Annotated in this window: 25 protein-coding genes, 4 tRNA genes and 1 riboswitch; of the genes, 24 read left to right on the forward strand and 5 right to left on the reverse strand. The window is 68.4% G+C overall.

The window, feature by feature from the left end; genetic code table 11:
- Nucleotide 1 precedes the first annotated feature (1 nt).
- Both ACYVKA_RS10170 and ACYVKA_RS10175 read right to left on the reverse strand, forming a co-directional pair.
- Nucleotides 2–1312, reverse strand: a complete 1311-nt coding sequence (locus ACYVKA_RS10170) for an HRDC domain-containing protein (RefSeq protein WP_460705134.1) — start codon at nt 1310–1312, stop codon at nt 2–4.
- Nucleotides 1309–1899 (reverse strand): DUF3000 family protein, encoded by a 591-nt coding sequence (locus ACYVKA_RS10175; protein ID WP_394277438.1) that lies wholly within the window; start codon nt 1897–1899, stop codon nt 1309–1311. Before ACYVKA_RS10175 ends, ACYVKA_RS10170 begins: the two co-directional genes overlap by 4 nt.
- Before the next feature lie 123 nt (nt 1900–2022).
- Here ACYVKA_RS10175 and hemE point away from each other — a divergent pair, with 123 nt between their 5' ends.
- From hemE to ACYVKA_RS10195, 4 genes are all read left to right on the forward strand, one after another.
- On the forward strand, nt 2023–3069 hold the full coding sequence (gene hemE / locus ACYVKA_RS10180; RefSeq protein ID WP_460705136.1) for a uroporphyrinogen decarboxylase: 1047 nt from the start codon (nt 2023–2025) through the stop codon (nt 3067–3069).
- Entirely contained in the window at nt 3066–3773 is a 708-nt protein-coding gene (hemQ, locus tag ACYVKA_RS10185) for a hydrogen peroxide-dependent heme synthase (protein WP_394277436.1), read from the forward strand. Before hemE ends, hemQ begins: the two co-directional genes overlap by 4 nt.
- 40 nt (nt 3774–3813) lie before the next feature.
- A riboswitch (FMN riboswitch) is annotated at nt 3814–3936 on the forward strand.
- Between the two features lie 89 nt (nt 3937–4025).
- Nucleotides 4026–4814 (forward strand): ABC transporter permease, encoded by a 789-nt coding sequence (locus tag ACYVKA_RS10190; protein ID WP_460705138.1) that lies wholly within the window; start codon nt 4026–4028, stop codon nt 4812–4814.
- Nucleotides 4811–5866 carry an ABC transporter substrate-binding protein gene (locus ACYVKA_RS10195; RefSeq protein WP_460705140.1) on the forward strand — a complete coding sequence of 352 codons (1056 nt, stop codon included), beginning with the start codon at nt 4811–4813 and terminating at the stop codon, nt 5864–5866. The genes ACYVKA_RS10190 and ACYVKA_RS10195 overlap by 4 nt, the downstream gene beginning before the upstream one ends.
- A 28-nt stretch (nt 5867–5894) precedes the next feature.
- On the opposite strand, the gene msrB is transcribed toward ACYVKA_RS10195, so the two are convergent.
- Nucleotides 5895–6341, reverse strand: a complete 447-nt coding sequence (gene msrB, locus ACYVKA_RS10200) for a peptide-methionine (R)-S-oxide reductase MsrB (protein ID WP_460705142.1) — start codon at nt 6339–6341, stop codon at nt 5895–5897.
- 49 nt (nt 6342–6390) lie between these two features.
- Here msrB and ACYVKA_RS10205 point away from each other — a divergent pair, with 49 nt between their 5' ends.
- Nucleotides 6391–7434: a DNA polymerase domain-containing protein gene (locus tag ACYVKA_RS10205; protein ID WP_460705144.1), complete on the forward strand. Its 1044-nt coding sequence runs from the start codon at nt 6391–6393 to the stop codon at nt 7432–7434.
- Between the two features lie 72 nt (nt 7435–7506).
- Nucleotides 7507–8409 (forward strand): PPK2 family polyphosphate kinase, encoded by a 903-nt coding sequence (locus ACYVKA_RS10210; RefSeq protein WP_460705146.1) that lies wholly within the window; start codon nt 7507–7509, stop codon nt 8407–8409.
- A 64-nt stretch (nt 8410–8473) separates the two neighbouring features.
- On the opposite strand, the gene ACYVKA_RS10215 is transcribed toward ACYVKA_RS10210, so the two are convergent.
- Nucleotides 8474–9256, reverse strand: coding sequence for a sirohydrochlorin chelatase (locus tag ACYVKA_RS10215; RefSeq protein ID WP_460705148.1), 783 nt, complete (start codon nt 9254–9256; stop codon nt 8474–8476).
- 555 nt (nt 9257–9811) lie between these two features.
- Nucleotides 9812–9883: transfer RNA gene (locus tag ACYVKA_RS10220), tRNA-Val, on the reverse strand.
- Nucleotides 9884–10231: 348 nt separating this feature from the next.
- Here ACYVKA_RS10220 and ACYVKA_RS10225 point away from each other — a divergent pair.
- From ACYVKA_RS10225 to ACYVKA_RS10310, 18 genes are all read left to right on the forward strand, one after another.
- Nucleotides 10232–10304 (forward strand) — tRNA-Gly (locus tag ACYVKA_RS10225).
- A gap of 46 nt (nt 10305–10350) precedes the next feature.
- Nucleotides 10351–10421 (forward strand) — tRNA-Cys (locus ACYVKA_RS10230).
- A 1-nt stretch (nt 10422) separates the two neighbouring features.
- Nucleotides 10423–10497: transfer RNA gene (locus ACYVKA_RS10235), tRNA-Val, on the forward strand.
- 186 nt (nt 10498–10683) lie between these two features.
- Nucleotides 10684–12729 (forward strand): threonine--tRNA ligase, encoded by a 2046-nt coding sequence (thrS, locus tag ACYVKA_RS10240; protein ID WP_460705150.1) that lies wholly within the window; start codon nt 10684–10686, stop codon nt 12727–12729.
- The gene (locus ACYVKA_RS10245) at nt 12729–13301 is read left to right on the forward strand and encodes an HIT family protein (protein WP_460705152.1); all 573 of its coding nucleotides are present in this window, start codon (nt 12729–12731) and stop codon (nt 13299–13301) included. Before thrS ends, ACYVKA_RS10245 begins: the two co-directional genes overlap by 1 nt.
- A gap of 3 nt (nt 13302–13304) precedes the next feature.
- The gene (pgsA, locus tag ACYVKA_RS10250; RefSeq protein ID WP_394276892.1) at nt 13305–13976 is read left to right on the forward strand and encodes a phosphatidylinositol phosphate synthase; all 672 of its coding nucleotides are present in this window, start codon (nt 13305–13307) and stop codon (nt 13974–13976) included.
- Entirely contained in the window at nt 13973–14824 is an 852-nt protein-coding gene (locus ACYVKA_RS10255) for an LpxL/LpxP family acyltransferase (RefSeq protein ID WP_394276891.1), read from the forward strand. The genes pgsA and ACYVKA_RS10255 overlap by 4 nt, the downstream gene beginning before the upstream one ends.
- Nucleotides 14821–15960 carry a glycosyltransferase family 4 protein gene (locus tag ACYVKA_RS10260; protein WP_460705154.1) on the forward strand — a complete coding sequence of 380 codons (1140 nt, stop codon included), beginning with the start codon at nt 14821–14823 and terminating at the stop codon, nt 15958–15960. The genes ACYVKA_RS10255 and ACYVKA_RS10260 overlap by 4 nt, the downstream gene beginning before the upstream one ends.
- A gap of 17 nt (nt 15961–15977) precedes the next feature.
- On the forward strand, nt 15978–16790 hold the full coding sequence (locus ACYVKA_RS10265) for a DUF881 domain-containing protein (protein ID WP_460705156.1): 813 nt from the start codon (nt 15978–15980) through the stop codon (nt 16788–16790).
- Nucleotides 16791–16850: 60 nt separating this feature from the next.
- Complete coding sequence (locus ACYVKA_RS10270) at nt 16851–17183, forward strand: small basic family protein (RefSeq protein WP_460705158.1); 333 nt, start codon at nt 16851–16853, stop codon at nt 17181–17183.
- Nucleotides 17176–17976 carry a DUF881 domain-containing protein gene (locus ACYVKA_RS10275; protein ID WP_394276887.1) on the forward strand — a complete coding sequence of 267 codons (801 nt, stop codon included), beginning with the start codon at nt 17176–17178 and terminating at the stop codon, nt 17974–17976. The genes ACYVKA_RS10270 and ACYVKA_RS10275 overlap by 8 nt, the downstream gene beginning before the upstream one ends.
- 111 nt (nt 17977–18087) lie before the next feature.
- Nucleotides 18088–18474: a glycine cleavage system protein GcvH gene (gene gcvH, locus ACYVKA_RS10280; RefSeq protein ID WP_394276886.1), complete on the forward strand. Its 387-nt coding sequence runs from the start codon at nt 18088–18090 to the stop codon at nt 18472–18474.
- A 124-nt stretch (nt 18475–18598) separates the two neighbouring features.
- On the forward strand, nt 18599–19114 hold the full coding sequence (locus tag ACYVKA_RS10285) for an FHA domain-containing protein (RefSeq protein ID WP_460705160.1): 516 nt from the start codon (nt 18599–18601) through the stop codon (nt 19112–19114).
- On the forward strand, nt 19114–19836 hold the full coding sequence (gene ftsR / locus ACYVKA_RS10290) for a transcriptional regulator FtsR (RefSeq protein WP_394276884.1): 723 nt from the start codon (nt 19114–19116) through the stop codon (nt 19834–19836). Before ACYVKA_RS10285 ends, ftsR begins: the two co-directional genes overlap by 1 nt.
- Nucleotides 19837–19872: 36 nt before the next feature.
- On the forward strand, nt 19873–20343 hold the full coding sequence (locus ACYVKA_RS10295) for a bifunctional nuclease family protein (protein ID WP_394276883.1): 471 nt from the start codon (nt 19873–19875) through the stop codon (nt 20341–20343).
- 178 nt (nt 20344–20521) lie between these two features.
- Entirely contained in the window at nt 20522–21055 is a 534-nt protein-coding gene (locus tag ACYVKA_RS10300) for a MerR family transcriptional regulator (RefSeq protein WP_460705236.1), read from the forward strand.
- Between the two features lie 52 nt (nt 21056–21107).
- Entirely contained in the window at nt 21108–23972 is a 2865-nt protein-coding gene (gcvP, locus tag ACYVKA_RS10305) for an aminomethyl-transferring glycine dehydrogenase (protein WP_460705162.1), read from the forward strand.
- A gap of 123 nt (nt 23973–24095) precedes the next feature.
- Entirely contained in the window at nt 24096–25157 is a 1062-nt protein-coding gene (locus ACYVKA_RS10310; RefSeq protein ID WP_460705164.1) for a YhjD/YihY/BrkB family envelope integrity protein, read from the forward strand.
- Nucleotides 25158–25258 lie beyond the last annotated feature (101 nt).

The following is a 25258-nucleotide window of genomic DNA, read 5'->3' on the forward strand; positions in this document are numbered from 1 at the left end:
CTCAGTCCGCCAGCAGGTCCTGGAGCAGCGGAACCAACAGTTCCCGCTGCCAGGGCCGCACCTGGAGCTCGGCCAGACGGGCATCGAGCGCCTGCGACTCCAGTGGGGAGGGCGGCTCGAAGGTGATGCGCTTCAGCGCATCGGGAGCGATCAGGTTCTCGGGCGCCATCGACAGCTTCTCCGCCATCTCCTGCGTGGCGGGGCGCACCCGATTCCAGCGGGCGAAGGCCTCGGGGTGGCGACGCTCCCAGCTGCGCGGCGGCGGGGGGCCATCGGTGGGCACCCGGGCGCTGGGCAGCTGGGCACGGCTCATTGCGGACACCCGTTCCAGGGCGGCAACCCAGTTGTTCTCGTACTGCTTGGCGGTGCGGCGCTTGAAGCCGTTGACCTGGCGCAGCTCCTCCTTGCTCGGCACGTGCGGCGGGCGCGTGGTGGCCGCCTTGGCGGCCAGCTCGCTGACGGCACTGTCCTGCACCAGCCGGCCCGGAGCCTTGTCCAGGCGGGAGGCCAGCTCGTCGCGCACGCTCCACAGTTCACGCACCACCGCCAGACCGATCGGCGTACGCACCTGGTGCATCCCGTGCGTGCGGCGCCACCGCTCGGGCCGGGGCTTCACCGGATCGGTGCAGTGCTCGACCAGGTGGTCGAACTCCTGCATGGCCCAGCCGAGTTTGCCGGCGGTCTCCAGCTCGCCGGTCATCGTCTCGCACAGCTCCACCAGCAGTTCCACGTCGAGGGCGGCATAGTTGACCCACTCGTCGGGCAGGGGACGGCGCGACCAGTCTGCTGCCGAATGCTCCTTGAGCAGCCGCAGGCCGAAGTAGCGCTCGATCATGGCACCCAGTCCGACGCGGTCGAGTCCCAGGAGCCGGCCGGCGAGCTCGGTGTCGAAGATGGTGCGGGGCACCAGACCGGCCTCCACCAGGCAGGGGAGGTCCTGACTGGCGGCGTGGATGATCCAGGTGGCGTCAACAATCGCCTCCTGCAGCTCCTGCAGCTGCGGCACGCCCGAGGCATCCTCGAAGGCGATGGGGTCGATGATGTGGGTGCCGGAGCCGGTGCGGCGAAATTGCAGCAGGTAGGCCTTGGATGAGTACCGGAAGCCCTGGGCGCGCTCGGTGTCGACGGCGACGGCTCCGGTGCCGCCGGCCAGCGCGGCCACGCTGGCGGCCAGGGCCTCCGGGGTGTCCACGACCGTCGGTGCGCCGTCGCGCGGCCGGTCGAGCACCGCCATCGGTGTGTCCGCCACCCCCGGCGCGCCTTCGCCGGCGAGTTCCCTCGCCGAGGACTGTGCGCTCGTCTTGTCGTTCATCGTGTCCTTCCCAGCCTGGAACCCAGCATCACCACGCCTGCGGACGATCCAGGCAGGCCAGCGGCGGTACGCACCAGGTCCTGCCAGGCCAGCAGGTGGTCGACCAGCTGGCCGGGATCATCCAGCAGGGGCGTCCACGACGCCCTGATCTCGATCTCCGCATGGTCGGGGTTGTCCTGGAGTCCCTCGAAAGTGCGACTCGAAACCGTCGAGACTGTACCGGACCGGGCGCCCCAGTGCGCACGGCGGGCATCCAGTGAGCCCTGCACCCAGCTCCAGCCCACGTCGTGCACCGTCGAACCCTGGGCCATCCCGGGCGTCACCTCGGACTGGACCAGGCTCACCAGGCGCAGGTCGGCACCCCAGGCGGGCACCGCCTCGTCCTCCTGCAGCAGCACCAACCGACCGCTGGCCAGTTGGTCGCGTCCGTTCACCTCGGCGGCCAGTGCGGCCGAGCGGGCCGCGAGCCCACGGGGTCCAGGGATGCGCTCGACATCCATGTCACCGGCCCAGTCCAGCCCGTCCATGATCCGCAGCAGGGCATCGAAGGTGCTGGACGGCTGGCTGGTAAGGCGGGATGGTTCCACGGCCAAGACCCTAGGCACTGCCGCCCAGCCGCCCTGACAGGCTCGCCGCGTCCCCACCAGGCCTTCAGCCTGTGGCCCGTCGACGATGTGCCGTCCACTCATGGGTGTGGTTGAATCGAGCAGGTGAGCCACGCATCTGACCTCGTTGCTGCCGCTCGACGCGAACAGGGCGTACGGTTGCCCGTCTGGTTCATGCGTCAGGCTGGCCGATCCCTCCCTGAATACCGTGAACTGCGCAAGGGCACCAGCATGCTCCAGTCATGCATGGAGCCCGGGATGATCCACGAGATCACCTTGCAGCCGGTCCGTCGTCACCAGGTTGACGCGGCGATCTTCTTCTCCGACATCGTGCTGCCCCTCAAGGCCATGGGGGTGGACCTCGACATCGTCCCGGGCACCGGCCCGGTGGTCGCCAATCCCATTCGCACCCGCGCCGACCTCGACCAGATCGGCAGCCTCGATCCGGCCCAGGTGGGCTTCGTCACCGAATCGATCACCTCGATCGTCGACGAGCTCGGCGCCACGCCGCTGATCGGCTTTGCCGGCGCACCCTTCACCCTGGCCAGCTACCTCGTCGAGGGCGGCCCCTCGAAGGACCACTCCCGCACCAAGTCGATGATGGCCGGCGACCCAGAGTTGTGGGACGAGCTGTGCCGTTGCCTCGTGCAGATCTCCAGCACCTTCCTGCAGGTGCAGATTGATGCGGGCGCCAGCGCGGTGCAGCTCTTCGACTCCTGGGCCGGCGCCCTGGCCGAGCGCGACTACCGCGAACGTGTCCTGCCGCACAGCAGCCAGGTCCTCGGTTCGCTGACCGGTGGCGTGCCCACCATCCACTTCGGTGTCGGCACGGCCGAGCTGCTGCCCGCGATGGCCGAGGCGGGCAGTGATGTCGTCGGCGTCGACTGGCGCACGCCCCTGGATGTCGCCAGCCGACGCATCGGCCCGGACAAGGCTGTCCAGGGCAACCTCGACCCGGCCCTGCTGCTGGCCCCCTGGGAGGTGCTGGCCGAGCGCGTCCGCGAGGTCATCCGTGCCGGGGCCAAGGCCCCCGGCCACATCTTCAACCTGGGGCATGGAGTCCCGCCCACCACCGACCCGGGCGTGCTGACCCGGATCGTCGAGCTGGTCCACGAGGAAGCACCCACCATCCGCCAGGAGGCACAGGCATGAGCAAGTTCGACGCGATCAACCACGGCACCTACTACATGAACATCGCGGTCTTCCAGCGCACCACCCCGGTGCGCCCGGAGGCCGCTGCCGAGGCGATCGCGGCGGTGGAGAAGGCCTGTGAGGGCAAGGAGTTCACCATCCGTGGCTTCTACGACATCGCCGGTTTCCGCGCCGAGGCCGACCTGATGGTCTGGTGGTGGGCGCCCAGCTCCGACACCCTGCAGGACGCCTACCTCGCCTTCCGCGCCACCGAGCTGGGCCAGACCCTGGCGCCGGTCTGGTCCCAGATGGCCATCCACCGTGAGGCCGAGTTCAACAAGTCGCATGTCCCCAACTTCCTCCAGGGCGAGAAGGCCGAGGACTACCTGTGCGTCTACCCCTTCGTGCGCGACTCGGAGTGGTACCTGATGCCCGAGTACCAGCGTCGCGGCATGCTGCGCGAGCACGGCATGATGGCCAGCGAGTACAAGGACGTGCGGGCCAACACGATCGCCAGCTTCGCCCTGGGCGACTACGAGTGGATCCTCGCCTTCGAGGCGCCCGAGCTGCACCGCATCGTCGACCTGATGCGCGAGCTGCGCGCGGCCGACGCCCGCAAGCACATGCGCGAGGAACAGCCCTTCTTCACCGGCCGCCGTCGCGAGCTCGAGACCATCCTGGCCAGCTGGGGTACTCCCCACGAAGGTGGCTGCGCCTGCTGTTGAGGCAGGCACCCTGCGGGGCCGGTCCTATAATGGCCCCGCACGGCGTGTTCCGGGATCGGTGCAAGTCCGAGCCGGCGGTGACAGTCCGCGAACCATCCCCGTGATGGCCTGTCCGGTGCAATTCCGGAACCGACGGTGAAAGTCCGGATGGGAGGAGACACGCCTCGCGGCTGCGGCCGCATGCCCCGTCGAGACCCCTCGGCGTCCTCCCGTCATGCCACTGCACAGGCGGGATCGACGAGGGAGGCGCACGTGGGCACACACCGCACCACCCTGCGCACGATCACCGCGCCTGTGGTCTTGGGCCTGGTCCTGGTAGGTCTGTGGCAGCTCCTGGTGAACCGGGCCGGGTGGCCCGCCTTCGTGCTGCCGGCACCGGGAGACGTGCTGGTGCGGCTGGGCAACGACCTCTCCGGCCCCTTGTTGTGGCGCGCCCTGGGCCTGACCCTGATGGAGGCATTGGGGGGCTGTGCCGTGGGGCTGCTGGCGGGGATTCCGTTGGCCGTCGCCATCCACGAGTCCCGATGGTTCTCGGACGCCGTCAATCCCTTCCTGGGTGCCACTCAGGCGATCCCGGCAATTGCCCTGGCACCGCTGCTGGTGCTCTGGATCGGCTATGGCCTGCCCGCGGTGGTCCTGCTGTGCGCCCTGATGGTCTTCTTCCCGATCCTGGTCAGTGCCCTGCTCGGCCTGCGGCACGTCGACCCGGAGGTTGTCGACGCCGCCCGGATGGACGGCGCAGGCCGAGCCTCCCTGCTGGCCTTCATCGAGGGGCCGCTGGCCCTGCCCAGCGCGCTGGCCGGCCTGCGCAATGGCTTCACCCTGTCCATCACCGGCGCCGTGGTCGGGGAGATGGTGATGGGCGGCAACGGCATGGGCCAGCTGCTGACCGTCCAGCGCGACCAGGTGGACACCGTCGGCATGTTCTCCACCCTGTTCGCCCTGTGCACCGTCGCCTCGACGATCTATTCCCTGATCCGCCACTTCGAGCGCAGCCTGCGCCTCGAGGACTCCCGCCCCCTGCGAAAGGCCTCCCGATGACCAGCCTGTCCCGCCGAACCCTGCTCACCCTGGGCGGTGCCTGCCTCGCCACGACTGCCTGCAACGGCACCGCCGTGCAGAAGGCCACCTCTTCGGCCACGGCCTCATCGTCCGGGTCGCCGTCCACGGGGGCAGCGCGGCTCGGGAAGGCCGTGATCGGCTTGACCTACATCCCCAACATCCAGTTCGCCCCCTTCTACTGGGCAGCCACCAAGGGGCTGTACAGCCAGGCGGGCGTCGACGCGAGCCTGCGCCACCACGGTGCCAGCGAGGGGCTGTTCAACGCCCTCAGCTCCGGGCAGGAGCAGTTCGCCATCGCCGGCGGCGATGAGGTGCTCCAGGCCAACAGCGAAGGAATGGACCTGGTGACCGTCGCCGGTTTCTACCGCGCCTACCCGGTGGTGGTGATCGTGCCCAAGGACTCACCGATCACCACCCTCGAGCAGCTCAAGGGCCACACCATCGGAGTTCCCGGCAAGTTCGGCGAGACCTGGTACGGCCTCCAGCTTGCCCTGCACCAGGCCTCGCTCACCGAGAAGGACGTCACCATCCAGCAGATCGGCTACACCCAGCAGGCGGCCCTGGCCACCGGCAAGGTCGACGCCATCATGGGTTTTGCCAACAACGACATGGTGCAGTTCGAGGGCGCCGGGGTGCCGGTGCGCGCCATCGGCCTGGGCGACGAGATCCCCCTGGTGAGCACCAGCATCGTCACCAGCCGCGCCGTGCTGGCCGAACGACCCGACATGGTGCGGGCGGTCTGCCGGGCCAGCGTCAAGGGCATCCAGGCCGTCGTCGACGACCCCGCGGCTGCGATCCAGGTCTCCACCCGGCACGTGCCCGGACTCGAGGCGGCAGCCGCCCAGAAGTCTGCGGCCGCCACCCTCGAGGCCAGCATCCCGCTGTGGAATGGAGACCAGCAGCGGCCCGACGGACTGCTCACCGAGTCGCGCTTCGTGGCGATGGAGAAGTTCATGCGTACCGCGGGCCTGCTCACCAAGCCGGTGGACGCCCGTCACACGGTCGATGCCTCCGTGATGGGCCAGTCCTGAAACGACAGCGGCTCAGGACCGGGCAGCATCAGGACTGGGTCGGTTCCAGGGTCAGGCAGACCGAGTTGATGCAGTAGCGCAGGTCGGTGGGGGTGTCATAGCCCTCACCCTCGAAGACGTGGCCAAGATGGGAGTCGCACGCGGCGCAACGCACCTCGACGCGCGGGCGTCCGGGGATGGACCCGTCTCGCAGATAACGGACCCGCTCCTCGGCCAAGGGAGCGAAGAAGCTCGGCCAGCCGCAGTGCGACCCGAACTTCTCGGTGCTGCGGAACAGTTCAGTGCCGCAGCCACGGCAGCTGTAGACGCCTTCGGTGGTGGTGTCGGTGTACTCACCCGTGAAGGGGCGCTCGGTGCCCGACTGGCGCAGCACCTGGTATTCCAGGTCGTTGAGCTGGGATCGCCATTCGGCATCGCTCTTGACGATGCGCTCGATGCTGGGAAGGGTCACGGATTCGTTCTGCTCATCGGCCATGGCTCGAATGTACCCGGCCACACCAGAGCCTCCGGATAGTCTTGGCGGCATGCCGAGCACCGCCATCGAGCTGGACGCAGACGGCGTCGCCGTGCGCCTGTCGAGCCCGGACAAGCCCTATTTCCCCGAGCTGGGGCTCACCAAGCTCCACGTGGCCAACTACGTGCAGTCCGTCGGTGAGGGTCTGCTCGCAGCCCTGCGGAACCGGCCGACGACCCTGGAGCGGTGGCCCGGGGGAGTGCAGCCCGGTGCCACCATCACCAGCCGTGCGGGACGCGGAGCCGCCTTCTACCAGAAGAAGGCACCTTTCTCGATGCCGGAGCACGTGCAGACGGCGACGGTGACCTATCCCTCGGGGCGCACCGCGCAGCAGGTGATGCCCACTTGCCTGGCAGACCTGCTGTGGCTGGTGAACCTCGGCACGCTGCGTTTCCATGCCTGGCCCGTCACGGCTCCCGAGACCGAACTGGTGGACCAGTTGCGCCTGGACCTCGACCCGCAGCCGGGGACCGGTATCGCCGAAGCACGGCAGGTGGCGCTGGAACTGCGCGCGCTGCTGGCTGAGCTCGCACTGGAGAGTTTCTGCAAGACCTCGGGCGGACGCGGCCTGCATGTCTACGCCTCCGTGGAGCCCATCGACTTCATCGATGCGCGCCACGCCGCCATCGCCATCGGGCGTGAGTTGGCCCGTCGGATGCCCGAGCTGGTCACGGTCGACTGGTGGAAGGAGGAGCGAGGAGAGCGCATCTTCGTCGACTTCAACCAGATGGCACGCGACCGCCTGATGTCGAGCGCCTATTCCATCAAGCCCGTCCCCGAAGCGTTGGTTTCTGCACCCCTGGACTGGGATGAGGTGGCCGAGGTCGACCCCCGCGAGTTCACCGTGGCGACGATGCCCGCCCGTTTCGAGCAGGTGGGCGACCCTTGGGAGCCGCTGTACCGCGTGTCCCCGGCCAGTCTGGCGACGGCTCTGGACTGGTACGCACGTGACGCCGCCGCCGGGCAGGGGGAAATGCCTTATCCTCCTGAGTACCCGAAGATGCCCGGTGAGCCGCCCCGGGTGCAACCCAGCCGTGCCCGCAAGGACCACTGAGCGCCCGAGATCCGACTTCGCCCAGGTCGAGAATCCTTCCGCCCGGGCCTCACCTCGATCACAATGACGGGCATGTCCAAGAAGAAGAAGTCTGACAAGTCGTCCTCCGAGCAGGAGCTCGCTGAGGGCAGGAAGACCAGCCTGCACGAACTGCTGCGCCTGCCCCAGGGCCCGGTCGACGTGGCCTCGCTCGACTCGCGTGCCACGCCTGGCTATCCGGGCAAGGGGAAGGTTGACGCCCCCGCCCAGAGCGAGTTGGTCGGGCAGCGCCTCGACGAGCTGCAGGAGCGGCTCTACGCCAACGGCCGTGAGCACGAGGACGCACCGAGCGTCCTGGTCGTGCTGCAGGGGATGGACACTTCCGGCAAGGGCGGCGTGATCCGTCACGCCATCGGCATGGTCGATCCCCAGGGTATTGCCCTGAAGGCCTTCAAGAAGCCCACGAAGGAGGAGCTCTCCCACTCCTTCCTGTGGCGCATCCGCAAGGCCCTGCCTGGTCCCGGCATGATCGGCATCTTCGACCGGTCCCAGTACGAGGACGTGCTGGCGGTGCGGGTCGAGGGACTTGTCCCCGTCGAGGAGTGGGAGAAGCGCTACGAGCAGATCAACAAGTTCGAGGCTGACCTGGCGGCCAGTGGGACGAAGACCATCAAGTGCTTCCTCAACGTCAGCCGTGAGGAGCAGGGGGCGCGGCTGGCCGAGCGTCTGGCCAATCCCGAGAAGCACTGGAAGTACAACCCGGGCGACATCGACGCACGCAAGAAGTGGCCGGCCTACATGGAGGCCTATGCGGACCTGCTTGAGAGGTGCAATACCGACCCGGCCCCGTGGCACGTGGTCCCGGCAGACCGCAAGTGGTACCGCAACTGGGCGGTGGCCCAGCTCCTGCTGGAGAGGCTCGAGGAGATGGAGCTGAGCTGGCCGGTGGCCGACTTCGACGTCGCGAAGGAGAAGGCGCGTCTGGCCAAGAGTTGATCCCCTGCAGGAAGGGACGAGGGGTCCACTCGATGCCGTGTGGGCCCCTCGTTGCCGTCCTTCGTCAGATGGCCACGCTGAGCGTTGCCTCGTCCTGCAGCTGGGCGTGGTCCAGCAGGTCCATGGCCGCGAAGGCGTAGCGGGCCATTACCAGTTCGAGCAGGACCTCGTGTGCTCCGATGGGCTCCGAGACGGCCACGGCACCAGCCTTGAGCGCGGTGGCCCGCTGGAGGCGGAAGGACTGGTCGCCGCAGACGTAGAGGCTTCCTACCGCGATGTGGCGACGGCCCTGGGCACGCAGGGCGCTCATGGCGTGTGCGATGTCGGTGGCGGGGCAGTCGTTGGCAGCAACCAGGCAGGGCAGGCGGTGGTGCGAGCCCCACTGACGGGCGCGGCGGGCCAGCAGTGCATTGCCTCGTGCGTCGCCGGTCTGGGGGACGGAGATCACCAGCGCGTCAAGCTCGCCGGCGCCCGAGGCGCGCAGGGCCTCGCGCAGGCGCTGGTCCAGCACATTGAGCAGGTCCGTGGCCGGACCCACGGGACGGGCCAGCTGCGTCGAGACGGATGGGTGGTTGTGGCGCAGGAGCTCGACGACATCGATAGCGGCCTGGTCCACGTCGACGGCGCTGGACAGCTCCAGGGGGACGAAGACCATCTCCTTCACGCCCCTCTTTGCCAGTGCCTGCACCACGGCAGGACCGGACGGAGGGCAGTGGTCGAGGAAGGCGAGCGAGACGTCGAGGTCGGGACGCGCCTGCTGCATCGATCGGCGAAGTTCGTGGAGCTGTCCGGCGATTCGAGGATCCGTGGAGCCATGGGCCAGCAGCACGAGCGCGGGTGCGGTCATCAGGAGCCTTCTTTCTTGTCAGTGGGACTTTCGGCTCCATTGCCGTCCCGACAACAGTCCTCGCACAGGACTCGCACTGGCAAGCGTGTGTCCAGATAGTGGATCTATATCTCACTATGTGGATGCTTTTGGCTACCCGATCGAGGCTCTTCAACTGCAGGATCTTCGGAGTGCCGCCCCCGGTTCGCGGCGTCGGCCGCCAACTCGAGCCACGGCCACAGAAGATGTCTTTGAAGTTCCACTAAAAAGGACGTGAATTGACGGGCACAAAAAATTCTCCACCGGAACCCCCGTTCGAGCACCCGTGCGCGCAAGGTGTGTGGCTTCCAAGCATCCTCACCAGAGATTTGCCGGTGGGTGTCGGCGCGCGGACTCCGGTCCCGAACGAGACGGGATGTGCTTTCCCCCGCTGGAACAGGTGAGAGAGGCGAGCCGAGGCGACCGAAGTGCCCACCACTGAGTGGCGCGTGGAACTGCGGCGCCCTGGCCTCGTCACGCACGCCGCCGCAAACGGAAAAGGCCCCGACAACAACTGTCGGGGCCTCCCTTGCAGGGTGGGCGATACTGGGTTCGAACCAGTGACCTCTTCGGTGTGAACGAAGCGCGCTACCACTGCGCCAATCGCCCTTGCGAAGAGAAACACTAGCGGCCTTTCTGGAAGCGCACAAATCCGGTCCACATGAGCACCGATGGCGTACTTGCCGCCCTGCCTTGAGTCCACTCCAGGGCACGCGTGGCAGCAGGGCACCCTTGAGCGCGGTCCCTCTGGATGGCCTCGTCAAGCCCTCCGGGGCTCCCCAGGGGTGATTTGCGCAGCCAACAGGGCTCGGCTAGTGTTCTCAACGCACCGACCGCGAACGGCACGTGAAGAGCCGGGAACGAAAGAGCGGATTTGGAAGTCAGGAAGACTTCCACTAAACTAAGTCGAGTGCTCAGCACGAGGAAGAGGAGAGATTCCTTCCGAAGGCAACACATGCGGACGTGGCTCAGTTGGTAGAGCATCACCTTGCCAAGGTGAGGGTCGCGGGTTCGAATCCCGTCGTCCGCTCGGAGAGGCTCTCGCCCCCATCCAAGACGGTGAGGACTCACCCAATGGTGGAGTGGCCGAGAGGCGAGGCAACGGACTGCAAATCCGTGTACACGGGTTCAAATCCCGTCTCCACCTCGGGCGGCTGGCGCAGTGGTAGCGCGCTTCCCTGACACGGAAGAGGTCACTGGTTCAAACCCAGTGTCGCCCACCACAAGACAGTAGGGCCCCGGCTGGTGCCGGGGCCCTACTTCATTTTCCCAGCCAGAGCACCCATGCACACGCAGCGGCGTTCACACGAGAATGGCGTCGTCGGGCAGAATGGACGGGTCAACCCGCCGGGACTCCCGGCAGCGCGCGTCCCCTGTCTGGGCGTGCGTCACCTCGAAAGGAAAACCTCGTGTCACTCACCATCATCGTCGAGCAGGATGCCCAACGCTCCGAGCAGGTGGTCGACACCGGGACCACGGGGCTCGAACTGTTCGGTCAGGAGCGTTCGATCGTCGCCATGCACGTCAACGGCGAGACCCTCGACCTCGCACGCGAACTGTCCGACGGTGATGTCGTCGAACCCGTCCTGATGACCAGCGACGAGGGCCTGTCGATCGTGCGCCACTCTGTTGCGCACGTGGCCGCGCAGGCCGTCCAGAACCTCTTCGTCGATGCCAAGCTCGGCATCGGCCCTCCCATCACCGATGGTTTCTACTACGACTTCCAGTGCGATCCGCTGACCCCGGAGGACCTGAAGAAGATCGAGAAGCAGATGCAGCGCATCGTCAAGGAGCGCCAGCGCTTCGTGCGTCGCGTCGTCACCGAGGAGGAGGCGGTCGAGGCCGAGCAGCACGAGCCCTTCAAGCTGGAGCTGATCCAGGACAAGGGCGGCAGCAATGACGAGGACGGTTCCTCGGTGGAGGTGGGTGGCGCCGAGCTGACCATCTACGAGAACCGTCGCCGGGACGACTCGGTGGCCTGGTATGACCTGTGTCGCGGCCCGCACGTGCCGCACACCGGCTACATCAACGCTTTCGCGCTCACCAAGAGCTCCGCGGCCTACTGGCGCGGTGACCAGTCGAAGGCGCACCTGCAGCGCCTGTACGGCACCGCCTGGGCCACCAAAGAGGACCTGAAGGCCTACCAGGTGCGCCTGGAGGAGGCCGCTAAGCGAGACCACCGCAAGCTGGGCAGCGAGCTGGACCTGTTCAGCTTCCCCGAGACCCTGGGCGCCGGGCTGCCCGTCTTCCACCCCAAGGGTGGAGTCATCATCCGCGAGATGGAGGACTACGTCCGCCAGGCGCACATCGACAACGGATTCATCTACGTCAAGACGCCGCACATCAGCAAGGAGGACTTGTTCTACACCTCGGGTCACCTGCCCTACTACGCCGAGGGCATGTTCCCGGCCATGGATGACGACGGCACCGCCTACCGCCTCAAGGCGATGAACTGCCCGATGCACAACGAGATCTTCCGAAGCCGTGGCCGTTCCTACCGTGAGCTGCCGCTGCGCCTGTTCGAGTTCGGCACCGTCTACCGCAACGAGAAGTCGGGCGTGCTGCAGGGCCTCACCCGGGTGCGCTCCATCACCCAGGACGACTCGCACAGCTATGTCACTCCTGAGCAGGCACCCGCCGAGATCAAGCACCTGCTGCAGTTCGTGCTGACGCTGCTGCGTGACTTCGGCATGGACGACTTCTACCTGGAGCTGTCCACCCGCGACGAGGACGGCAAGAAGAAGGACAAGTTCATCGGCTCCGACGAGCAGTGGGCGACCGCCACCGAGGTGCTGCGCCAGTCTGCCGAGGAGTCCGGTCTGGAGTGCGTACCGGATCCGGGCGGCGCCGCCTTCTACGGCCCCAAGATCTCGATCCAGGCTAAGGATGCCATTGGCCGCACCTGGCAGATGTCGACGATCCAGTACGACTTCAACCAGCCCGAGCGCTTCGGCCTGCAGTTCACAGCCAGTGACGGCAGCCACCAGCAGCCGGTGATGATCCACTCCGCCAAGTTCGGTTCGATCGAGCGCTTCTTCGGCGTTCTCGTCGAGCACTACGCCGGTGCCTTTCCCGCGTGGCTCAGCCCGGTTCAGGTGGTGGGCATCCCCGTGGCCGGCGAGTTCAACGACTACCTCTCCGAGGTGCTCGGCAAGCTGGAGGCCGAGGGGATCCGCGTCGAGATGGACCAGTCCGACGACCGATTCCCGAAGAAGATCCGCAATGCCACCAAGCAGAAGGTCCCCTTCATGCTGATCGCCGGAGGCGAGGACCGCGAGGCGGGCGCGGTGAGTTTCCGCTTCCGCGACGGTTCCCAGCGCAATGGCGTGCCGGTCGACCAAGCCGTGCAGGAGGTCGTCGAGTGGGTGCGCTCGCGTCGCAATGACAGTCCGTCGGCCGCCGAGCCCGTCGCCGAGGCCACGGTGCAGGACGCAGAGCCTGCCGGGCAGGCCTGATGAGCGGCGAGCAGGAGGTCCGCATCGACCCGGCCGAGTCGATGGCGGGCGTCCCGGACGCCTTTCAGCGCCTGTGGACGCCGCACCGGATGGCCTACATCAAGGGCGACTCCAAGCCGATCGATGCCACCGAGAAGCAGTGTCCCTTCTGCACCAAGCCGAAGGGTCCCGACGACGAGGGGCTGATCGTCCATCGCGGCGAGCACTGCTTCGTCGTGATGAACCTCTTCCCATACTCGCCCGGACACCTGCTGGTTTGCCCCTACCGGCACATCTCCTGGTACACCGATGCGAACCAGGCCGAGGTGGACGAGATGGCCAGCCTCACGCGCACGGCGATGAAGGTTCTGACCGAGGTCTCGCACCCGCACGGCTTCAACATCGGCATGAACCAGGGTGCGGTGGCCGGCGCGGGGATCGCCGCCCACCTGCACCAGCACGTCGTGCCGCGGTGGGAGGGCGATGCGAACTTCCTGCCCATCATCGGCCGCACGCGAGCCGTTCCGCAGCTGCTCGACGACGCCCGTCAGGCCTTGGCCGAGGCCTGGCCGGACGTGGCAGCGGAGGCCTGAGCGATGGTCGAACGGCTTCGGGGGCTCTACTCGGTCTTGATGACGCCGGGCGCCAAACTGGCCCTGGCGCTACACATGACGCCCGACATGGTCACGTGGTTCGGGACGCTGCTGGTGATCGGCATCTCGCTGTGGCTGGTTCCGGCAGGTCTGCTCTGGCAGGCAGCGCTGGCGATCACCTTCTGTGTGCTCACCGACGGCGTGGACGGCCAGATGGCTCGCATGAGCGGCAAGGGGTCCAGCTATGGAGCCTTCCTGGACTCCACCCTCGACCGGGTGGCCGATGGCGCCATCTTCGGCGCCGTCGCCCTCTGGTATGCCGGTGCCGGCGACTCCGTTCTGTGGTGTGGCGTGGCCATCGGGGCCCTGGTCATGGGCCAGGTCACCAGCTATGCCAAGGCTCGGGGGCTTGCCCTGGGATTCAAGGTCTGGGGCGGCCTCGCCGCACGGGGTGACCGGTTGCTCGCGCTGCTGCTCGGCATGCTGCTGACCGGCCTGGGCCTGGTCTGGGCGATGCCGCTGGCCCTGTGCTACCTGCTGCTGGCCAGCACCTTCACCGTCCTGCAGCGCATGCACCAGGTGCGCGACCAGGCCCGCCAGGCCGATGCCGAAGGGCGCATCGTGGTCGACCCGCAGGCGGTCGTGGCGGCAGAGCACCAGCGCGAGACCCGATGACGCGACTGTCCCGCCTGCTCACGGGCATGGCCCATGTCCCCGAAGGAGTGTGGCGGCCCACCGCCAGGATTGTGGGCCGGGCCGCCGCACTTGCCCCAGCCCAGGGGGTTCGCCAGTGGCAGGACAATGCTGCCGTCGTGCTCGGGCGGCCGCCGACCCGGTCCGAGACCGCCATGGCCATGGACTCCTGGGCGCGCAACCTGGTGCTCTCCACCCAGCTGGGGCGCTGGCCGGCCGAGCGGCTGCTGGCCCAGGTCGAGGTGAGCCCCGAGGACCGCAACGGGCTGGTCGACCTGCACAACCGCGGGGGAGTGGTCGTCGCCCTGCCCCACATGGGCTCCTGGGACCTCGCCGGCGCCTGGGCCTGTGCCCTGGGCCTGCCGGTCTCCACCGTCGCCGAGCGGGTGCCCGACTTCGACTGGTATGTCGCCGCCCGCCAGCAGCTGGGCTTCACCGTCCACGCCCACGACGACCCCCGGGTGATGGCCAAGCTCATCGGAGACGCCCGCGCCGGCCGGATGGTCTGCCTGGTCAGCGACCGCACCTTCACCATCGGCGGCGCGGCCGTACGCTGGCGCTGCGCCGACGGCACCCACACGGTCCGGCTGCCGATGGGTCCGGCGATGCTGGCCCGTCGTACCGGGGCGACCCTGCTGGGCTGCGCCGCCCACTTCACCGCCGACGGGATGCGACTGGTCTTCTCGGACCCGATCACGCCGCACGGTGCGGCCACCACGGCGATGACGCAGGACCTGGCCGACTTCTTCTCCGAGCAGGTGGCCCAGAACGTCACCGACTGGCACATGCTGGTGCCTTTCTTCGACGACCAGGCGACCGATTGGGCATGACTGCGCTGCGTGTGGCCATCGTGTGCCCCTACTCCCTGTCCGTGCCGGGCGGGGTCCAGAACCATGCGCTCGGACTCACCGCCTGGTTGGTCTGCCAGGGCCACGACGCACACCTCGTGGCTCCGGGCCGCCTGTCGCACCAGCGGGCCCAGCAGTGGGGCATCGACCCATCCCGCATCCACGCAACCGGCCCGGCCATTGCCATGCGCTGGAACGGATCGACGGCCCGGGTGGGTGCCGGACCACTGGCGGCCCTGCGGCTGCACTGGGCGCTGCGACGGATCGAGCCAGACGTGGTGCACGTCCACGAGCCCATGACACCCTCGATCGCCCTCCTGTCGGTGGTCCTGTCGAGGGCACCCATGGTGGCCACGGCCCACACCGCCAACCCGGGCTCGCGCGTGCTCGCCCTGGCCCACCGGTTCCTGGGGCGGCCCATGTCGCGCATCGCGGTGCGGCTCGCGGTCAGTCGCGTCGCGGCGCAGGTCGCCGAGCAGCACGGCGCGGGAGCGCAGCGAGTCGTGCCCAATGGCCTCGATCCGACAGGTTTCCAGGACGGACCCGTCCTGCACGATGGACGGAGGGATGCGAAGATCGCGGAGCCCGGCCCCCGAATCTGTTTCGTGGGGCGCCATGACGAGCCCCGCAAGGGCCTGCCGGTCCTGCTCGCCGCCATGGAGCTGGTCAGGCAGGTCCATCCCGGAGCGCGCACACTGGTGATCGGGCCGGGGCGTGCTCGCGTGCTCGAGGGGGTCGACTTCCTCGGGGTTCTCGACGACCAGGCCCGCGATCGGGTGCTGAGCGGCTGTGATGCCTATGTTGCTCCGCACACCGGCCGCGAGAGCTTCGGGCTGGTGCTGCTTGAGGCCTTGGCCTGTGGGACGCCGGTGGTGGCCGCCGACCTTCCCGCCTTCCGCGAGGTGGTCAGCGACGGCCAGGGTCCGGTGGCGGAGCTCTTCCGGGCCGGCGATCCCGATGACCTGGCCGCGGCCGTGCTCAGGACGCTCGAGCGCGACCAGCACCCCACCGCGCGCGGCATCGCGCTGGCCCGAAGCTATTCCTGGGACCGGGTCGGGCCAGAGGTGGTGCGGGCCTACCACGACGCGCTGCGCATCTTGGCCACCCCCGAGGCCTGATCGCCTAGGCTGGCCGGGTGACACCCCCGGCCAGCACCCCCGACGCCGAGTCGGGCGCTGTCCCCAGGCCAGACGCCAGCATGGACCTGCTGACCTCGATCACCCGCACGGCGGTGGATCCGGACTATGAAGCGGTCGCGGGAGAACGCCCGCCGCGCAGGCCGGCCCTGACGGCCGTGGCACTGGCCCTCGCGGCCGTGCTGGTGACCATGGCGGCGGCAATGACGACCAGGCAGGCGCCCGTGGCACAGGTAGAGCGCGAGCAGCTCATCGCCCGCGTCCAGTCCGCCGAGGCGCAGCAGGACCAGGCCCGCCGGCGTGTGGCAACCCTGGACGAGCAGGTGCGACGGGCCGAGGCAGGGTCCCTGCCGAGCGTCTCCTCCCAGCAGGTGGCGGCGGAGGCCATGGCTGGCCTGCGACCCGTCGTGGGGCCGGGCATCGTGGTGAAGGTCGATGACGCCCCGGCACCCGCCGGGGGTGAACCTGCCCGGGTGACCGACCAGGACCTGCGACGGCTGGTCAATGGGTTGTGGGGGGCTGGCGCCGAGGCGATCGCCATCAACGGTCACCGGCTCTCCAGCCGCACCGCGATCCGCGGGGCGGGCTCGGCGATCACCGTCGACTATCGTTCGCTGGGCCATCCCTACCAGCTCGAGGCCATTGGCGACCCCCGACGGCTGGGCTCTGCACTGAACGAAACCCCGGGCGGGCACTGGTGGACCTTCCTCAAGGACAACTACCGGCTGGGCTACGAGGTGACCATCGCCGATGAGCTGCGACTGGACGCCGACCCTGGCCTGGGCACCCGGCTGGCCGAACCGGAACGATGAACGGCAGCGAGGCATGATGGATGACATGGAGATGACGGCGATTCGACGGCAGGAGCAAGGATGATCGCACTGCTGGGACTGCTGGCGGGGATCACCCTGGGTCTCTGGCTGGAGCCGACGCTGCCCGTGGGACTGCAGCCCTACCTGCCGATCGCCATCGTGGCCGCCCTCGATGCCGTCTTCGGTGCCCTGCGCGCCTATCTGGGTGGCACTTTCACCGACAAGGTCTTCGTGGTCAGCTTCATCAGCAATGTCCTGATCGCCGGCCTGATCGTCTGGCTGGGTGATCTGATCGGCGTCGGCTCCCAACTGTCGACCGCCGTCGTGGTGGTGCTGGGCATCCGCATCTTCACCAATGCCGCCGCGATCCGACGGGCCCTGATCCATGCCTGAGCCCGAGCAGGTGGACCCGAGTGAGTCCGGCGCAAGCCCGCGTCGGCCCGCCGGTCGTTCGAGCCTGCGCGAGCGGTACCCGGCCTGGGACCGCATCCTGCACGACTTCTTCCGGCCCGGGGCAGGCCAGCTCCTGATGGCTTTGGCGCTTTCCCTGTTGGGCTTCCTGATGGTGGCCCAGGTGCACCAGAGGGCCGGGGCCGATTCCTATGCCAGCATGCGCCGCACCGACCTGGTGCAGTTGTTGGACCAGCTCACCGCCGAACAGGGGCGCCTGGCCCAGGAAGCCAGCCAGCTGGAGCGCACGCAGCAGCAGCTGGCCTCGGGAGCCGACGCCCGACGCATCGCGGAGCGTGAGAAGGCGCGGCGCGTGGCCGAACTGGGAATCCTGAATGGCACCCTGCCGGCGGTCGGCCCTGGGGTGCGCATCGTCATCAACGACCCGGGCCATGGCCTCACGCCGGAGATCGTGCTGGATGCCGTGGAGGAACTTCGCGATGCCGGTGCCGAGGCGATCGAGGTCAACGACGCCCAGCGCGTGGTGGCCCAGACCTGGTTCGGCTCCGGTGACGACCTGCTGCTGGTCAACGGCCACCCGGTGCGCACCCCGCTGGTGCTCGATGTCATCGGTGACCCACACTCCCTCGAGGAGGGCGCCCGTTTCCGGGGCGGACTGGTGAGCCAGGTGCAGGCCGAGGCAGTCGGCGGCCAGGTGCAGATCCAGCGCCTCCAAGAGGTGCGCATCGACTCGCTCTTCACCCCGCCCACCCCCCAGTTCGCGCGTCCGGCCTGACGAGCGCCGCCATTTGGCACCCCACCGTGTCGTGCCCCGTGCCAAGGCACGTTAGTCTGAGTGGGCCAGCCCCGGAGATGGCCCGGGAGACCTTGCGAAGGAGCAATTGCGATGTCCCGTTTTCCCGAGGATCTGAAGTACAGCGAGGAGCACGAGTGGGTGCGCGCCGGCAATGGACGCACTGTTCGCATCGGCATCACCGATTTCGCTGCCGACGCGCTGGGAGACATCGTCTTCGTCTCCCTGCCGACCGTCGGGGAGGAGATCGCCTCCGGTGACTCGTGTGGCGAGCTGGAGAGCACCAAGAGTGTCTCCGATGTCTTCACCCCGGTCGGCGGCGTCGTGACCGCTGTGAACGAGACCCTGTCCGACTCGCCCGAGACGGTCAACCAGGACCCCTACGGCGACGGATGGCTCTTCGAGATCGAACTGGCCGAGGACAGCGACACCGATTCGTTGCTCGACAGCGACGCCTACGCCGAGGCCGTCGGCGAGTGATGCTGGGGCCGCTGTGGCCCCGGTGACACAATGGACGCCTGCGGCGGTCACCCGGCCCTGGACGGTGGCCGTCGCAAGATGTCCGCATTCGGAGGCGTGACCGTCCCCCGCACGGTCACGGCAGATGGAGAACAAGACGATGGTTGAATGCCCCCGATGTGGCGCCGATTCCGGCGCCGGCGCGAACTTCTGCGCCAATTGCGGTGTACGCCTCACTGGGTCCGAGGCCGTCACCGGCGACACGACCCGCATGATCCCCGTGGTGACCGAGAAGACCGGCACCGTGGAGATCGACACCGGCCAGATGGCTGCCGGCCAGGCCCTGTCCGGGGAGAATGCCCTGCTCGTGGTCGAGCGCGGGGCAGAGGTGGGTGAACGCTTCCTGCTGGACTCCGACGAGGTCTCAGCCGGGCGGCATCCCGATTCAGACATCTTCCTGGACGACATCACCGTCTCGCGCCACCACGTACTCTTCCGCAAGGTGGACGGGCAGTGGGTCGTGGCGGACCAGAACAGCCTCAACGGAACCTACGTGAACCGTACGCTGGTCGATGGCGATGCCGTGCTGCGCCGGGGTGACGAGGTGCAGATCGGCAAGTTCCGCATGGTCTTCTTCGTGGGTGAGCCCGGACCGCACTGATGCCCCAGCACCACCGCTCGATCGGCCAGGTCCTGGCCGCGCTGAAGGCGGAATTCCCCGACATCTCGATCTCCAAGATCCGTTTCCTGGAGAGCGAGGGTCTGTTGGCCCCCGAGCGGGCACCGTCGGGCTATCGACGCTATGTCGACGCCGACGTGGAGCGGCTGCGCTACATCCTCACGGTCCAGCGTGACCACTACCTGCCCCTGAAGGTCATCCGGGAGCACCTGGACCTGATGGACAGGGGGGAGCAGCCGCCCAGCCTGGAGGCGCCTGCCCCGGCAGCGTCCACGCCCCCGTCGCCAAGCCTCACCGAGGAGTCGTCGCCCGTGCGACGGCCTGTGCGCCCGCGCGCGGCGGGCGCGCGCAAGCCCTTGCGGATGACCCGCCGTGAGCTGCTGGCCGCCTCCGGTATCTCCGAGGCCGTGCTGATCGACCTCGAGCGCCAGCAGCTGGTGATGCCCCGGCGCCAGTCGAGCTTCTACGGCCGCGAGGCCCTGACGATCTGCGTGGTGGCGCGCAAACTCCAGGCCTATGGCATGGACACCCGCCACCTGCGGGCGATCAAGCAGTCCGCCGAGCGCGAGGCGGGCCTGGTGGAGCAGGCCGTCGCGCCCTACCGTCGCCGCCAGGCCAGCCAGTCGGCCGAGGCGACCCGTGAGGTGACCCAGCTCGTGGTCCACGCCCACGCGGCGATGATGCACAGCCTGATCCAGCGCTGAACCGCGTGCCTTCATCGTCGGGCTAGGGTGTTGGACATGCGGGAACTCGACGTCATCGGTGTCCGGATGGACGCCCCCACCGCTTCACCCATCCTGTTGCTGCGCGAGTCTGGCGGCAGCAGGGTGTTGCCGATCTGGATCGGGGCAGGGGAGGCCGCAGCCATCGCCCAGGCCATGGACGGACTGGTCCCGCCACGCCCGTTGACCCACGACCTGCTGGCCGACCTGTTGACCGTGCTGGGGCACGAACCATCGCAGGCCCGCATCACCGACATGGTCGAGGGCACCTTCCTCGCCGAGTTGCACGTCGATGGCCACGTGGTCCAGGCACGCCCCTCCGACGTGGTGGCGCTGGCCGTGCGCACCGGCCTGACGGTGGTGGCCCCCGAGGAGCTGCTGGAGCGCGTGGGCATCGAGCTGGAGGAGCCGGCCCAGGACGAGGTGGAGCGTTTCCGCGAGTTCCTGGACCACGTCAGCCCGGACGACTTCGACGGTCCCGCCGCATGATCGGCGAGCCCGGTGACAGAATCTTCAGACTTGCCGGCCTCCGCGAGGACGAATGCGTCATACCTTGTCAGGGCAAGTTTCAAGGCTTCTTGAGGGTTTGGCCCGATCCGCGTCTTCGGTGGGCCAGCCGAATCCGGGGCGTTAGCGTCGGACTGTGACGACCTACCAGAACAGCACCATGGACGAGGAGGTGACCGTGGGACAGGACGCCCTGTTCGAGGGTGACTTCTCGCCGCTGCCCGGCGACCTCGGTCTGCGCGGACCGGTGGCCTGCCGTGTGGCGGGCATCACCTACCGCCAGCTGGACTACTGGGCCCGCACCGATCTGGTCCGCCCCGGCATCCGGGCCGCCGACGGCTCGGGCTCCCAGCGCCTCTACAGCTTCCGTGACGTCCTGTTGCTGCGAGTGGTCAAGCGGCTGATCGACGCCGGCATCTCGCTGCAACAGGTGCGGGTCGCCGTGGCGCACCTGGGGCGCAGGGGAGTGCAGGACATCAGCGCCGTCACCCTGATGAGCGACGGGGTCTCGGTCTACGAATGCACCGAGGACGACGAGGTGGTGGACCTGCTGCGAGGCGGCCAGGGCATGTTCGCGATCGCGCTGGGCGGGGTCTGGCGTGATATCGAGGGGAGCCTGGCGGAGCTGCCCACCGAACGGGTCGAGAAGCCTCGGCGGGCGCTGAGGAGGGAACCGGCGCTGCGGGCCGGGTGAGGCGCCGCCACCGCGGTGAAGCGTCACTCACTGGGGCCGCTATCGTGTGGCCATGGTGACGAAGCCTCTGGCACATGATTTCGGCGCACGGCACATCGGGCCGAGCGAGAGCGAACGAGCAGGGATGCTCGAGACCCTCGGGCTGGAGACCCTCGACGACCTGGTCGAGGCCCTTCCCGAGAAGATCCGGATGCCGCAGCCCTTGGACCTGCCGGCCGCGGTGACCGAGACCGGCGTCCTGGACGACCTGCGCCGGCTGGCCGCGAAGAACAAGCCGATGACGGCCATGATCGGCATGGGCTACCACGGAACGATCACGCCACCGGTGGTGCGACGCAATGTCCTCGAGGACCCCACTTGGTACACCGCCTACACCCCTTACCAGCCCGAGATCAGCCAGGGACGCCTCGAGGCCCTGCTGAACTTCCAGACCGTCGTGGCAGAGCTGACCGGGATGACCACGGCCGGCTCCTCCCTGCTGGACGAGGCGACGGCCGTGGCGGAGGCAGCCGGCCTGGCCCGCCGCACCACCCGCAAGGGCAATGTGGTGCTGCTGGATGCCGACATCCTCCCGCAGAGCGCCGCCGTCGTGCGTACCCGCGCGCTGGCCCTGGGCTGGGAGGTCGTCGAGGCCGACGACCTGGTCTCCGCCCTGCAGCAGCATGAGGCCTTCGTCGTGGTGGTCCAGGTCCCCGGGACCAGCGGCCGTGTGCGCCCGGTGGAGGAACTGCGCCAGATCGCCGACAAGGCCCACGAGAACGGTGCCACGGTGGTGGCCGCAGCCGACCTGCTGGCCTTGACACGTCTGGAGTCGCCGGGCAGCTGGGGTGCCGACGTCGCGGTGGGCTCCTCCCAGCGCTTCGGTGTGCCGCTGTTCTACGGTGGCCCACATGCTGGCTACATCGCCGTGCGCGAGGGCCTGGAGCGGTCGATGCCCGGCCGCCTGGTGGGCGTCTCGGTCGATGCTGACGGGACGCCCGCCTACCGCCTGGCCCTGCAGACCCGTGAGCAGCACATCCGCCGCGAGAAGGCCACCAGCAACATCTGCACCGCGCAGGTGCTGCTGGCCGTGACGGCGTCGATGTATGCCGTCTACCACGGCCCGCACGGCCTGCGCTCGATCGCCGATGCCATCCACGAGCAGGCGCGGCAGCTGGCCGGTGCCCTGACCAAGGCCGGTTTCGAGCTGTCGAGCACCGACTTCTTCGACACCGTGACCGTCAGTGCTCCCGGTCGTGCCGCGGACCTGGTGACCAAGGCCCGTGAGCACTGGATCCACCTGCGCCTGGTGGACGATGACCACGTCGGCATCTCGGTCGGTGAGGACACCGACGAGTCGACCCTGCAGGCGCTGGCCGAGGTCTTCGGACTGGACCTGGCCTCGGAGCCGGTGGGTTCGCTGGCCGGCCACGACCGTGGCGAGGACTACCTGCTGCACCCGGTCTTCAACAGCTACCACTCCGAGACGCTGATGCTGCGCTACCTGCGCGCCCTGTCCGACCGCGACTTCGCCCTGGACAAGGGCATGATCCCGCTGGGCTCGTGCACCATGAAGCTCAATGCCACCGCGGAGATGGAGCCGATCAGCTACCCCGGCTTCGCGGCCCTGCACCCCTTCGCCCCGGCCCAGGACGCCATCGGCTACACCGAGCTGGTGGAGCGGCTGTGCCGGATGCTGGAGGCGATCACCGGCTATGACCGCGTGAGCCTGCAGCCCAATGCCGGTTCCGCCGGTGAGTTCGCCGGCCTGATGGCGATCCGCAGCTACCACATCGCCAACGGCGACGAGCAGCGCACGATCTGCCTGATTCCGTCGTCGGCCCACGGCACCAATGCCGCCTCGGCGGCGATGGCCGGCATGAAGGTGGTCGTGGTCAAGAGCCTGGCCGACGGTTCGGTCGACATGGACGACCTGCGCGCCAAGGTCGACAAGCACCGCGAGGAGCTCGCCGCGATCATGGTGACCTACCCGTCGACCCACGGCGTCTACGAGGACACCATCACCGAGCTGTCCGAGCTGGTGCACGCCGCTGGCGGCCAGGTCTACGTCGACGGCGCCAACATGAATGCGCTGGCGGGCCTGGCCCAGCCGGGCAAGTTCGGCGGCGACGTGAGCCACCTCAACCTGCACAAGACCTTCGCCATCCCGCACGGCGGCGGCGGTCCGGGTGTCGGCCCGGTGGCGGTGCTGGAGCACCTCGCGCCCTACCTGCCCAACCACCCGCTGGTGGCCGAGGCCGGCCCCGAGACTTCCTACGGCCCGGTTGCTGCCGCGCCCTATGGTTCGGCTGGCGTGCTGCCGATCTCGTACGCCTACATCGCCCTGATGGGTCCGGACGGTCTGCGCAAGGCGACGCTGAACGCGGTGCTGGGTGCCAACTACATCGCCAAGCGCCTGGAGGAGCACTACCCGATCCTCTACGCCGGCGCTGACGGACGGGTGGCGCACGAGTGCATCCTCGACCTGCGTCCGATCACCAAGTCCAGCCACGTCACCGTGGACGACGTCGCCAAGCGCCTGGTGGACTACGGCTTCCACGCGCCGACGATGAGCTTCCCGGTGGCTGGCACGCTGATGGTGGAGCCCACCGAGAGCGAGAGCAAGTACGAGCTGGACCGCTTCTGCGAGGCGATGATCGCCATCCGCGGCGAGATCGCGAAGGTGGAGTCGGGCGAGTGGCCGCTGGAGGACAATCCGCTGGCCAATGCCCCGCACACGCTGGCTCGTGTGACCGCCGACGAGTGGAGCCACCCGTACAGCCGCACCGAGGCCGGTTTCCCGGCCGGCCGTCACACCGGTCCGCTGGCCGGTTCCGGCCGGGACAAGTACTGGCCGGCCGTGGCGCGCATCGACGGGGTGCGCGGGGATCGCAACCTGGTCTGCTCCTGCCCGCCGGTGGAGAGCTACCAGGACTGATCCGGGCAGAGGCACGCCTCACCACCAGGACCCCCGCGCCGTCGCTCGACGGTGCGGGGGTCCTTGTGTCGAGCCGATACGCTGTGCTCGACGAGATCGGCGGCACACGGCAGGGGGCAGGCGATGGGAGTGTGGCGCTGGCTCAAGCGCACGCCGTGGTCGGCGCACCTGATCCGGGCCAATGACCGTTTCCAGAACCGGATGGGAAACCAGCTGGCCGGCGGCATCACCTACTTCTCGGTGCTGACGCTGGTCCCTGCACTGATGTTCGCCTTCAGTTTCCTGGGCTGGATGCTGACTGTCTTCCGGCCCGACTGGCTGCTGCGGATCAAGGACGTGGCCGTGCGGGAGATCGGCGTGGTGGCTGGTGGCCCGCAGGCGATCCAGATGATCGAGGATGCGCTGAACAACTGGCGCAACCTGCTGCTGCTGGGTATCGCGGCGGCGGCCTATTCGGGCTCGGGATGGATGGGCAACCTGCGCGGCGCCGTGCGGGCCCAGTGGCGCCCGGAGTTCGACATGAGCCCACCGGGGCGCAACTGGCTGGTGGAGCGCTTCGTCAACCTGTTCTACTTCGTGGCGCTGATTCTGGCGCTGGCCGTCTCCTTCACGATCGTGACCCTGTCAGGCACTTTCGCCGACCGGGTGGTGGCCTGGCTGGGCATCGAGCAAACGGCTGGGGTGGCCGGCACCCTCCAGGTGGGAGCGATGGCGCTGACGGTGGTGTTGTCGAGCTTGTTGTTCTGGTTCCTGTTCCACGTCCTGCCGCAGTACCAGGCGCCCTTGAAGGAGATGCTGAAGGGTTCGCTGGCCTCGGGCGTGCTGATGACGGGCCTGTTGTACGGCACGACGCAGGTGATCGAGATCTTCAGCCGCAGCCTGTCGACGGTGGTCTTCGGAAACATCATCATCGTGATGCTCTTCTTCAACCTGTTCGCCCGCCTGATCCTGTTCGCGGCGGCATGGATCGCCACCAGCTACCAGCCGGCAGTGCCGCGCAAGTACTCCGAGGTGGACCTGCCGCTGCGCCGCAGGACCGACGTGATGACCGTGCCGGGGCACTGGGAGGCCGCCGAGGCTGCACGCCTGCGCGACGAGAAGATCCGGGAGCGCGAGAAGCTGGCGCGCGAGGAGGAGCGACGCCAGGAGAGCGCCGCGTCGAAGCGGCGCCGAATTCGTCGCTGAACCGGTTCCGACCGCGCGCTATGCTGTGGTCGGACCACACGCATCGTGACCATGCGGGCGGTCATGCCGGACAATGACGACGCGGTGCGCCGTCACCGCCG

It is taken from the genome of Luteococcus sediminum (assembly GCF_054783495.1).